General features: G+C 44.8%; 10 protein-coding genes. 1 reads left to right on the forward strand and 9 read right to left on the reverse strand.

The genetic code is table 11. The features are described from left to right. Positions 1–100: 100 nt before the first annotated feature. From phoR to EFK13_RS14825, 6 genes are all read right to left on the reverse strand, one after another. Entirely contained in the window at positions 101–1,840 is a 1,740-nt protein-coding gene (gene phoR / locus EFK13_RS14800; RefSeq protein ID WP_129507944.1) for a sensory box histidine kinase PhoR, read from the reverse strand. Beyond that, on the reverse strand, positions 1,833–2,555 hold the full coding sequence (gene phoP / locus EFK13_RS14805) for a two-component system response regulator PhoP (protein WP_129507943.1): 723 nt from the start codon (positions 2,553–2,555) through the stop codon (positions 1,833–1,835). The genes phoR and phoP overlap by 8 nt, the downstream gene beginning before the upstream one ends. 210 nt (positions 2,556–2,765) lie before the next feature. Beyond that, positions 2,766–3,704 carry a malate dehydrogenase gene (mdh, locus tag EFK13_RS14810; protein WP_003223559.1) on the reverse strand — a complete coding sequence of 313 codons (939 nt, stop codon included), beginning with the start codon at positions 3,702–3,704 and terminating at the stop codon, positions 2,766–2,768. Positions 3,705–3,747: 43 nt separating this feature from the next. Continuing rightward, positions 3,748–5,019, reverse strand: a complete 1,272-nt coding sequence (gene icd, locus EFK13_RS14815) for an NADP-dependent isocitrate dehydrogenase (RefSeq protein WP_129507942.1) — start codon at positions 5,017–5,019, stop codon at positions 3,748–3,750. A gap of 164 nt (positions 5,020–5,183) precedes the next feature. After that, a complete protein-coding gene (gene citZ / locus EFK13_RS14820; protein WP_124043412.1) occupies positions 5,184–6,302 on the reverse strand; it encodes a citrate synthase in 1,119 nt (372 codons plus the stop codon). A gap of 331 nt (positions 6,303–6,633) precedes the next feature. Beyond that, on the reverse strand, positions 6,634–7,098 hold the full coding sequence (locus tag EFK13_RS14825) for a DUF441 domain-containing protein (protein ID WP_044153881.1): 465 nt from the start codon (positions 7,096–7,098) through the stop codon (positions 6,634–6,636). A 96-nt stretch (positions 7,099–7,194) separates the two neighbouring features. Between EFK13_RS14825 and ytvI the strand changes: the two genes are divergently transcribed. After that, positions 7,195–8,310 (forward strand): sporulation integral membrane protein YtvI, encoded by a 1,116-nt coding sequence (ytvI, locus tag EFK13_RS14830; protein WP_129507941.1) that lies wholly within the window; start codon positions 7,195–7,197, stop codon positions 8,308–8,310. A gap of 31 nt (positions 8,311–8,341) precedes the next feature. Here the strand turns inward: ytvI and EFK13_RS14835 are convergent, their stop codons facing one another. From EFK13_RS14835 to pfkA, 3 genes are all read right to left on the reverse strand, one after another. Next, the gene (locus tag EFK13_RS14835; protein ID WP_129507940.1) at positions 8,342–8,725 is read right to left on the reverse strand and encodes an FxsA family protein; all 384 of its coding nucleotides are present in this window, start codon (positions 8,723–8,725) and stop codon (positions 8,342–8,344) included. A gap of 95 nt (positions 8,726–8,820) precedes the next feature. Beyond that, positions 8,821–10,578 (reverse strand): pyruvate kinase, encoded by a 1,758-nt coding sequence (gene pyk / locus EFK13_RS14840; RefSeq protein WP_129507939.1) that lies wholly within the window; start codon positions 10,576–10,578, stop codon positions 8,821–8,823. Between the two features lie 42 nt (positions 10,579–10,620). Further along, a complete protein-coding gene (pfkA, locus tag EFK13_RS14845; protein ID WP_003223547.1) occupies positions 10,621–11,580 on the reverse strand; it encodes a 6-phosphofructokinase in 960 nt (319 codons plus the stop codon). Positions 11,581–11,686 lie beyond the last annotated feature (106 nt).

An 11,686-nucleotide genomic window follows, 5' to 3' on the forward strand; every position in this document is an offset into this window, starting at 1 on the left:
TCCCGCCGTCAAAATTGGCTCCTTGGATGAAGGGGTTCTACTACATCCTACCAGCATAGGTTTAACAGTGCATGAAGATATTGTTAAACCTTTGTAAACATTAGGCGGACTTTTCAGCGGCCCGTTTCAGCGTCACGGTAAAGACCGTGCCCCGCCCCGGCTCGCTTGTGACATCGATTTTCCCTTCATGCGCCTCTATTAAATGCTTTACGATCGCAAGGCCCAATCCGGTTCCGCCCGAATTCCTGCTTCTGTCTTTATCTACGCGGTAAAAACGTTCAAAGATGCGCGGAATTTCTTCTTTCTGAATTCCAATTCCGGAATCGGCAACTTCTATCTGAATGTCTTTTTCTCCGGGCTTTACATTGATTGCTACAGAACCCCTCTCAGGCGTATAGGTTAACGCATTGTTTACGAGATTAAGAAAAACCTGTTTCAGCCTGTACGGGTCACCCGATACATAGAGCGGGTCTTTCGGGACATTCAGTTGTAAGGAGATGCCTTTCTCATCCGCCTTATGCTTAAGCAGCGTTTCAATCTCACCAAGCATTTTGGCCGGCTCAAACGTTTCGGTGCTGAGCGTAAAATTTTGCTGCTCGATTTTTGAGAGATCCAGGAGATCCTGAACCAAAGACTGAAGCCTTTCGCTTTCCTTCAGAATAATAGAGAGAAACTCAGAAAGCGCCTCTTTGTCCTCCATCGCTCCGTCCAATAACGTCTCCGTAAACCCTTTAATAGATGTAATCGGCGTTTTCAGCTCATGAGAAACATTAGCCACAAAATCCTTTCTCATCTGCTCTAATTTCTTCGTCTCCGTCATGTCATGGAAAACGAGCACAATTCCTTTCCATTCATCGTCCGGTCCCATAATCGGCACGCCGTCCACTTCAAAATATCGCCGTTCAATTTTGATCGGAAGCCTTAACAGCTTGCATTTCTTAGTCTCCGTCATAAAAATGTCTTCGACAAGCTGGATCACTTCTTCATGTTCAAATGCATCATGATAAAGACGGCGAAGCATCTGATTCGGATTGATATGAAATTGCTTGGCGTAAGACCTGTTTACGAGATTGATAAAGCCTCTTCCGTCGATCATAATCAGCCCGGAGCCGATATTTTCAATGACTGTCAGCAGGCGGTCGCGCTGCATTTCCTGCGTTCTCGTCATTTCCATCAGATCAACGGCAAGGCTGTTCATTGCACGGCCGAGCTTATCAGAGCGCCTGATATAGCCGCCGTACGTCCGGGCATCGTAGTTCCCCTTGGACAGTTCTGTTGCTACGTTTGTCGCTGCTTCAATTGACCTTTTATAACGTGAGGTCATACTGGAATAAAAATAAACAATGACAATAAAAGCGGTACAAAGACTGGCCGTCAGCATCCCCCACATTTCGCCTTTCAAACCGTAGCTTTTTTCAGAGGCAGAAAGCAGCACATATCCTGTTTTTTCACCTTCGTTCTTAAGCGGGAGTCCGTAATAAAGCTTGTTGTCCGCTGTTGAAAGAACACCGTCATGTCCGGAAACAAGCGCCTGTATCTTTTGAGAATCTGCCGCTCTCCCGTTTGATCCGTACAGCACCTTGCCGTCTGTATCGATAACGGATGCGCTCACATCAAGCGCGCCGCCTGCATCTTTAATGATTTTCTCATTTGCTTGATCATTCAAATTGCCGGCATCAAGAAGCGAAGCCATGTACTTGGCTTCTTTTTCAATGTGTTCCTCTGCTTTCCTTTGATCAGATGTTTCAAAGAGCTGCTGCAAAAACAGCCCGAGGACACTGAACACCAGAATCATACAGACAACGAGTACAGAATAAAGGCGCACACGGTATTTATTCATTCATTTTTGGCTCCTCCAGTTTATACCCCAATCCTCTAATCGTTTTAATATAGATCGGTTTTTTCGTATTGTTTTCAATTTTGTCGCGGAGATGGCTGATATGCACATCAACAATTCTCGTATCTCCGGCAAAATCATAATTCCAGACAGCGCTCAGCAGCAGATCTCTCGTCAGCACTCTGCCTTTATGTCTGCCCAAATAGAGCAGCAGTTCGAATTCTTTCGGTGTCAGCTCAAGCTGATCTTCTTTAAAGTACGCTTCATAATGATCAGGCAGGATTTTCAGATCGCCAATGACGATTTGACCTTCAATTTCAGCGTTCTTCATTTCACTAGAGGGCGCAGCCATTTCCGAACGCCTCAAAATCGCTTTGACTCTTGCATTGACTTCTCTTGGACTGAAAGGCTTGGTCATATAATCATCAGCACCGAGCTCAAGCCCTAATACTTTGTCGAATTCTTCATCCTTCGCTGTCAGCATTAAAATCGGAAACATCAGTTTTTGCTGTCTCAGCTGCTTGCATACTTCGATTCCGTCCAATTTTGGAAGCATCACATCAAGCACAATCAAATCAGGCTTCTCTGTTTCCGCTTTTTTGAGTGCTTCTTCCCCATCCGAGGCGGTAATGACATGATAGCCTGACCGTTCCAAATTGTACTGTAAAAGAGTAACAATAGATTCTTCATCATCCACAACTAAAATTTTCTTATTCATGCTGTGCCTCCAGTATCAAATTCCCCGACATCCTATTTCTCTATTTTATGTCATCTTAACATGTTTCATGATTTTATTTTAGCGAAAGCAGGACATTCCGACAATTCGCCTTTTACATCATTTTCAAAAGAAATAAAGAAGGGAATGATAACGCTTTCATTTATAGTAAAAAGAGAAAGGCTCTATCAAGCAAGCCTTTCTCTCTTTTTATTAAGATAATACTTTCATGACATTTTTGACAGATTCAACTGATTTATTCAGCTGTGCTCTTTCATAGTCTGTCAGTTCAAGTTCAATGATTTGCTCAAGACCGTTGCCGCCTACAATTGTAGGAACACCAAGGTAGATGCCTTCATAGCCGTATTCCCCTTCAAGATAAGCAATTGTAGGGAGGACGCGGCGCTGATCTTTCAAGATCGCTTCGACCATTTCTGTCAGTGAAGCCGCAGGCGCATAATACGCGCTTCCGTTTCCTAGAAGATTCACGATTTCGCCTCCGCCTTTTCTAGTGCGCTCCACAATGGCGTCAATCCGTTCTTTCGGAATGAGGGTTTCAAGCGGAATACCGCCGGCATAAGAATAACGCACAAGCGGCACCATATCGTCACCGTGTCCGCCAAGAACGAAACCAGTCACGTCTTTCACTGACAGGTTTAATTCCTCTGCCACGAATGTTCTGAATCTTGCTGTATCAAGCACACCGGACTGGCCGATTACGCGCTCTTTAGGGAAGCCCGATTCTTTATACACCGCGTATGTCATCGCATCAACAGGATTTGTCAGCACCACAATGATAGAGTCAGGAGAATATTTTACGATTTCTCGTGTAACGCTTCTCATAATTTTTTCGTTGGTAGAGACCAGATCATCTCTGCTCATACCAGGTTTTCTTGCGATACCGGCTGTAATGACAACAATGTCAGAACCCGCTGTATCCTCATAATTGGATGTTCCCGTAATTTTTGCGTCAAAGCCTTGTACAGGGCTAGCTTCAAACATATCAAGCGCTTTTCCCTTTGTCGGGTTCTCCAATTGCGGAATATCAACGAGAACAACGTCTGCCAGCTCTTTTTGGGCGATTAAAAATGCGGTTGTCGCTCCGGTAAAACCTGCTCCGATAACAGAAACTTTTTTACGAGTATTTCCCATGTCTCTCTTCTCCTTTATGGCTAGTTTTAGGCTGTTTCCTTGCTTAGTCCATGTTTTTAATCAGTTCTTCTCCGAACTCTGAACATTTCACTTCAGTCGCGCCGTCCATTAATCTGGCAAAATCGTAAGTTACGACTTTGGAAGCGATTGTTTTTTCCATAGATTTGATAACCAAATCCGCCGCTTCGTTCCATCCTAAATGTTCAAGAAGCAGAACGCCTGAAAGAATAACTGAAGATGGGTTTACTTTATCAAGGCCTGCATATTTAGGAGCCGTTCCGTGTGTCGCCTCGAAAATCGCATGTCCTGTTTCATAGTTGATGTTCGCTCCAGGAGCAATACCGATTCCGCCGACTTGCGCAGCAAGCGCATCAGAGATGTAATCTCCGTTCAAGTTCATTGTCGCAACGACATCAAATTCGTTCGGACGCGTCAAGATCTGCTGAAGGAAAATGTCAGCAATGCTGTCTTTGACAATGATCTTGCCTGCTGCCTCCGCTTCGCTTTGCGCTTTGTTGGCAGCGTCTTTTCCTTGTTCTTCAGCAATGCGGTCATATTGAGCCCATGTGAAGACTTTTTCGCCGTATTCTCTTTCAGCAAGTTCATAGCCCCAGTTTTTGAAGGCGCCTTCTGTGAACTTCATGATGTTTCCTTTGTGAACAAGCGTTACAGATTTGCGGCCATGCTCGATCGCATAATCAATTGCAGCTCTGACCAAACGGCTTGTTCCTTCTTCAGAAACAGGCTTAATGCCGATACCTGATGTCTCAGGGAAACGGATTTTGCTGACGTTCAACTCATTTTGCAGGAAGCTGATAAGCTTTTGCACTTCCTCAGAGCCTTTTGCGTACTCGATTCCCGCGTAAATATCTTCTGTATTTTCACGGAAGATGACCATATCAGTATCTTCAGGGCGTTTTACCGGTGACGGCACTCCAGTAAAGTATCTTACAGGTCTTAAGCAGACGAATAGGTCAAGCTCTTGTCTGAGCGCTACGTTCAAAGAACGGATACCGCCGCCGACAGGTGTCGTTAACGGCCCTTTAATCGCGATGAAATATTCGCGGATCACATCTAATGTTTCAGCAGGAAGCCACTCACCTGTTTTATTATAAGCCTTTTCTCCGGCATAAACTTCTTTCCACGTGATTTTCTTTTCGCCTTTGTATGCTTTTTCAACTGCTGCTTCCAAAACCTTCGAAGCCGCGTTCCAAATATCCGGACCGGTTCCGTCTCCTTCGATAAATGGGATAATCGGGTTGTTTGGTACGTTTAATACTCCGTTAGAGACTGTAATTTTTTCACCTTGTGCCACAATAAAAACCTCCCAGTATGTAATTCATATTTAGAAAACATTTTATTTTTCTTATATAGAAAACAAAATGATTTTTCTCAACATTCAATTTAAAGTGTAAACCATGTTTGATGTTCTGAACAAGAGGCTAACCTCATTAACGCAAGCCAGCCTCCAATGGTTCTTTAGGCTCTTTCTTCAATCGGAACAAATGCTTGTTTATCAGGGCCTGTGTAATCTGCGCGCGGGCGGATCAGACGGTTGTTGTCATACTGCTCAAGAATATGAGCGAGCCAGCCGGACATTCTGCTTACAGCAAAAATCGGTGTAAACAAATCGTGGTCAATCCCGAGACTGTGATAAACAGAAGCCGAATAGAAATCAACGTTAGGCGGAAGCTTTTTCTCTGAAGTGACGATCTCTTCTATGCGAATCGACATCTCATACCATTTGCTTTCGCCTGTCAGGTTGGTCAGGCGCTTGCTCATTTCTTTCAGATGCTTCGCGCGCGGGTCGCCATGCTTATACACGCGATGGCCGAATCCCATGATTTTTTCCTTCTTTTCCAGCTTCGCGCGGATGTACGGCTCAGCGTTTTCCACTTCACCGATTTCTGTCAGCATTTTCATCACGCCTTCATTCGCACCGCCGTGAAGAGGGCCTTTCAGCGCGCCGATCGCCGCGGTAATTCCTGAATAGATATCAGAAAGTGTTGCGACGCAGACCCTTGCTGTAAATGTTGATGCGTTCAGCTCGTGGTCAGCATGTAAAATCAATGCTTTGTTAAAGGCTTCAACCTCAATTGGCGAAGGCTCTTCACCGTTTAATGTGTAGAGAAAATTCTCGGCAATGCCATAGTCTTCTCTTGGTTCAACAGGCTCCAAGCCCTTGCGGATTCTGGAAAACGCTGCAACAAGGCCAGGCACCTTTGCCTGAAGGCGGATCGCCTTTCTGTAGTTGGCTTCCGGGTTCATGATATCAGCCTCACTGTCAAGCAGGCCTAGTAATGAAATTGCTGTCCGAAGAGCAGCCATGGGATGAACATTTTCGAGGGAATAAGATTTGAAGTGCTCAATAATTTCTTGCGGAACGGCAGCTTCCTTTGCAAGCTGCTGCTTTAACTCTTCAAGCTCTTTTTTATTTGGCAGCCTTAAATGCCAAAGCAAATAGATGATTTCTTCAAAACTTGCATTCTCTGTTAAATCATCGATATCATACCCCACATATGTAAGGGTATCATCAATAATAGAACTAACAGATGATGTTGTTGCTACAACCCCTTCAAGACCGCGTGTCGCTGTCATATATAACATCTCCTTTTCAATAAATTTCCCCTTTAAGAGTGTTGTAAAAACATGAGGCTTACTTAAAAAGCATGATGCAAGTATCTCTCTCCCCCAAAAAGAAAATGCTTACATTTTACTGCCTGCTGGTACTGAAACCCTTTGCTTATGAAAGAACATAACAAATTCTTATAAGCTTATTTAAGTTTAAGCCTATTCTCATTATAAACAATAATCAGACATTTGTTAAATGTTTACCTATAATTTTTTTTTCATTCTGTGATTTCCCCTAAAAAACGCCTTTATATGTGGGTTTTTGCATACAAAAAAAGCGGCCTGAGGGCCGCTTTTTCTATGAAGTGAACAGTTTTACGAGCTGCATGGCAATATAAGCAATCCCCGCTCCGATCAGCGGCCCCACCGCTACTCCGCCAAAAAGCGCGACTGCGAGAATGGTCCCGATCACAAGGGCAGTTGTAATATGCGGGTCATTTTCCAGCAGAGTCAAGCCGTTTTTGGCAATCAGCGCCACTGCGATACCCGCTCCCAAGGCGATCCATGCGTAGGAAGACCGCATCGCTTCTCCAAGCTGCTTAAATCCGATTTCTCCCGTTGCAATCGGAACAAGAACGGCGATGGTAATAACGGTCACACCCCAGTTAATGCCTTTTGACTGGATGGTTGGAAATATTTTTTGGTCAAGCCCAACGATTTTGATGATCAAAAGGACGGATACAGCAAAGAGCAATGATTGGTTTTTTGCGATAAGTGCAATAGCCAAGAGTAAAATTAAAAATAAATTCGCTTGTGTAAACACATGCCATCCCTCCTTTAAGATGAATGTATTCATATTCAGCCGGAGCGTGAATACATATAAAAAATAGGACATGCTGACGAGAGGAGGACCGTTATCGTGAATCAATCTTATATCACTATTTTTTTCAGAACCCTCTTTGTCATCTCAATTACCGCAGGATCGATTGCTGCGGCCTATTATTCGTTTCCGTTAACTTATCCGTTCCTGATCGCTCTTATTCTTTCATCAGCGATTCATCCTGTTGTCGACTATTTAGACAAAGTGACAGGATTCCCCCGAACGATAAACGTTCTGGGCGTGCTTGCTTTTTTTCTGCTCGCGGCCTTCGGCGTGCTCACCATTCTTGTCGCCGAAATCGTAACAGGAACAGCCTATCTTGCAAAAACGCTGCCTCCGCATATCAGCACGTTTATCTCATATTGCGAAAAATTGTTTACGACTCATATCCAGCCGCTCTATAACGAACTGACCCTTTTGTTTCAAGAATTGGAGACCAATCAGCAGGCTTCCATCGTTACTCATATTCAGGCACTTGGTGATTCCGCCGCTAAAAATGCCGGGCTGCTGCTTTCCCACATTCTAGAAATGATCCCGAAGTTTTTCGCGCTTCTCCCAAACACAGCGGCTGTTCTGATTTTTTCTCTTCTCGCAACATTTTTTATGACAAAGGATTGGCACAAGCTGAAAGCCATGCTCGTTTCGGTTCTGCCGGATCGGGTTACAGCTAACAGCGAGGCGATCAGCAGTGAATTAAAAAAAGCAATGACCGGTTTTATCAAAGCGCAGGCCGTTCTCGTTTTCATCACGATGATCATTGTATTTATCGGCCTTTCTCTCTTAAAAGTCGAGCACGCGGCAACAATTGCTTTTTTAATCGGGCTTGTTGATCTACTCCCTTACTTAGGTGCGGGCTCCGTGTTTGTGCCGTGGATTTTATATCTATCGGTTACGGGCCAGCTGCCCCACGCGATCGGAATCGGGGTGCTGTACCTCGTCGTTCTGATTCAGCGGCAGCTGACAGAACCTAAAATTCTTAGTAAGTCTATCGGGATCGATCCGCTGGCAACGCTTATTGCGCTGTTTGCCGGCTTTAAATTATTCGGGTTTTTAGGACTGATTGCCGGGCCGGCTGTTCTGGTCATCATTCAAGCCTTCATCACAACAGGCGCATTAAAGGAAATTTGGTCCTACATCACCGTTCAGCAAAAATAAAAAGCAGCCCATGTTGCATGGCTGCCGTTTTTTATTTGACGATAATCCGCTTGTTCTTCGACATTCCTCTCAGCCATTTGAACAGAATCGGCTTACACCAGCTGCGGGTAAACGGGATGAGCAGACAGGCCCCGGCCAAATCTGATAAAAAGCCCGGAAGCATCAGCAATAGACCGCCAATGAAAATGCATAATCCGTCAGCAATCGCTTCCCCAGGCATTTTGCCATATTGAAGATCACGCTGAACCTTGTAATACACTTCGGTTCCTTGTTTCTTTGCAGCTGTCGCGCCGATAATGCCTGTCAAAATCATTAAAAGTACCGTCGGCAAAATGCCGATCAGCTTGCCTGAAAAGAGGAATATGCCGATTTCTATTGCCGGGAACACAATAAAAAGCAAAAATAAAAATCTCATATCCAAGCCCCCCCCACACGTGTAACACGCCTCTGTTCAGCATAAGGCAAGATAAAGAGAAAAGGAAGGGATTCCCCTTCCATTTTCATCTGTGATTAAAGAACGCTCGCACGGCCTTGGTAGACAGCGCCTCTGGAAGCGTCAACTGTAATTTCCTGGCCTTCTGTCAGAATTGATGTCGCATTTTCCAGTCCAACGATTACCGGAATGCCAAGGCTTAATCCGACTACCGCAGCATGGCTTGTTAAGCCGCCTTCTTCTGTAATAAGGGCAGACGCTTTTTCAAGAGATGCAATCATATCACGGTCAGTGCTTTTGGTAACAAGTACCGCACCGTCAGTCATTTTTTGCTCAGCTTCTTTTGCGTTTTGTGCGATGACAACCGGACCGAAAGCTGATTTGCGTCCAATGCCTTGGCCTTTAGCGATGATATCGCCGACAGTGTAAACTTTCATTAAGTTCGTAGTGCCAGACTCACCGACAGTGCCTGCTGTAATGACGATTAGGTCGCCGTGTTTTACAATTCCGCTGTTCAATGAATTTTGGACAGCATCCTCAAGCATCTCATCTGTTGTGTTCGCATTTTGGCCGCTTTCTGCGAAGACGCCTGATACAAGCGCAAGTTTTCTGGAAACAGAATCATTTACAGTAACCGCGACAATTGGCGCCTGCGGACGGTATTTCGCGATCATGCGCGCTGTATGGCCGCTTTCAGTCGGCGTTACGATCGCAGCAGCATTCAGGTTAATCGCCGTATGTGCGACAGATTGTCCAATTGCGTCTGTAATCGTCATGCCTACTTGATCTCTGCGTTTTGAAAGAATTTCTTTATAATTTAAAGCTTCTTCAGAACGGGAAGCGATGTTGTGCATTGTTTGAACCGCCTCAACCGGATAGTTTCCGGCAGCTGTTTCACCAGAAAGCATGATTGCGTCAGTACCGTCGAAGATCGCGTTTGCAACGTCACTTGCTTCCGCACGAGTCGGACGCGGGTTGCGCTGCATGCTGTCAAGCATTTGTGTCGCTGTAATAACAGGTTTGCCAAGCGCATTGCATTTTTTGATTAGTTCTTTTTGCACGAGCGGCACTTCTTCAGCTGGAATTTCCACACCTAAGTCTCCGCGTGCAACCATTAAGCCGTCAGACACTTCGAGAATAGAATCGATGTTGTCAACGCCCTCTTGGTTTTCAATTTTAGGGATGATTTGAATATCCTGAGCGTTGTGCTCTTCAAGAAGCTCACGGATTTCAAGCACGTCCGTAGAACGGCGTACGAAAGACGCTGCGATAAAGTCTACTCCCTGCTCAATACCGAAAACGATGTCTCGCGCATCTTTTTCAGTGATACCAGGAAGGTTGACGCTTACGCCCGGTACGTTAACACCTTTTTTGTTTTTGAGTGTTCCGTTGTTTAATACTTTTGTTTTGATTTCGCGTTTTGCGGCATCAACATCAAGCACCTCAAGGCCGATAAGTCCGTCATCTAGCAGAATGGTTGAACCTTTTTCAACGTCTTCAACTAAGCCTTCATATGTCACTGAAATCTTATCTGTTGTTCCTACTACCTCGTCCATTGAAACGATAAGCTCTTTGCCTGTTTCAAGCTCAATGCCGCCGTTTTCCATCGTATGTGTGCGGATTTCAGGACCTTTTGTATCAAGGAGGATACCGACGTTTTTGCCAAGCTTTTTGCTTGCTTCGCGGATATTTTTAATTCTTGCGCCATGCTCCTCAAAATCTCCGTGAGAAAAATTCAAACGAGCCACGTTCATTCCTGACTCCATTAATTTCGTAAGCATTTCAATACTTTCACTTGCCGGACCAATAGTACAAACAATTTTTGTTTTTCTCATTTGGTTCACTTCCTTCTAAAATCTTCAGCCTTCAGCTGTACGTTAAATTGACAGTTCTTTTGAAAGCTGATACATGTTTTGCTCAACTGTGTGTTTTGTATCCAATATTTCTATAATATCATGGTCTACAAGCTTATTGTTTTGTATACCTACACAGCGTCCGCCTTTTCCTTCAAGCAGCAGTTCAACTGCATATGCGCCAAGACGGCTTGCCAGCACGCGGTCAGCAGCGCTCGGAGAACCTCCGCGCTGGATATGGCCCAATACAGATACCCTAGTTTCAAGATTTGTCTCTTCTTCAATGCGTTTCCCGAACTCAACACCGCTGCCTACACCTTCAGCAACGATTATAATACTGTGTTTCTTGCCGCGTTCGTGGCCGCGTTTTAAGCGGGCAATGATTTCGTGCATGTCATAGTCTGCCTCAGGGATTAAGATTGATTCCGCGCCCCCTGCAAGACCGGCCCACAATGCGATATCGCCGGCATGGCGGCCCATTACTTCGATCACATATGTACGTTCATGAGAAGTCGCTGTATCGCGAATCTTATCAATTGCGTCGATTACTGTATTTAAAGCTGTATCGAAACCGATTGTAAAATCAGTGCCCGGAATGTCATTATCAATTGTACCCGGTACACCTACACATGGAAACCCGTGTTCCGTTAATTTTTTCGCACCCATATAGGAACCGTCTCCGCCAATGACAACAAGGCCTTCAATCCCAAGCTTCTTCAAGTTCTCTATCCCTTTTTCACGGCCTTCAACCGTTTTGAATTCAGGACATCTTGCCGTATAAAGCTTTGTTCCTCCGCGATGTATAATATCACCGACAGATCCGAGCTCAAGCTTTTCAATCTTTCCGCTTATCAATCCTGCGTATCCATTGTAAATGCCATACACTTCAACGTCATGATAAATCGCTTTTCTGACTACCGCGCGAACTGCTGCGTTCATTCCCGGGGAATCCCCGCCGCTCGTTAATACCCCTATACGTTTCATTCTCTATTCACCTCAGCAACATATATGATTAAACATAACATGATCATTGCCCTAAAAACAATGAAAAGGGATCTCCATCCTCCCTATGAAACCCTACCTATTATAC

It is taken from the genome of Bacillus cabrialesii (assembly GCF_004124315.2).
In the GTDB taxonomy this organism is placed as follows: domain Bacteria; phylum Bacillota; class Bacilli; order Bacillales; family Bacillaceae; genus Bacillus; species Bacillus cabrialesii.

Coding starts and splice junctions, on each gene's coding strand:
- mdh (WP_003223559.1), bottom strand. CDS start 3,704: ATGGGAAATACTCGTAAAAAAGTTTCTGTTATCGGAGCAGGTTTTACC.
- pfkA (WP_003223547.1), bottom strand. CDS start 11,580: ATGAAACGTATAGGGGTATTAACGAGCGGCGGGGATTCCCCGGGAATG.
- phoP (WP_129507943.1), bottom strand. CDS start 2,555: ATGAATAAGAAAATTTTAGTTGTGGATGATGAAGAATCTATTGTTACT.
- phoR (WP_129507944.1), bottom strand. CDS start 1,840: ATGAATAAATACCGTGTGCGCCTTTATTCTGTACTCGTTGTCTGTATG.
- citZ (WP_124043412.1), bottom strand. CDS start 6,302: ATGACAGCGACACGCGGTCTTGAAGGGGTTGTAGCAACAACATCATCT.
- EFK13_RS14835 (WP_129507940.1), bottom strand. CDS start 8,725: ATGAGATTTTTATTTTTGCTTTTTATTGTGTTCCCGGCAATAGAAATC.
- pyk (WP_129507939.1), bottom strand. CDS start 10,578: ATGAGAAAAACAAAAATTGTTTGTACTATTGGTCCGGCAAGTGAAAGT.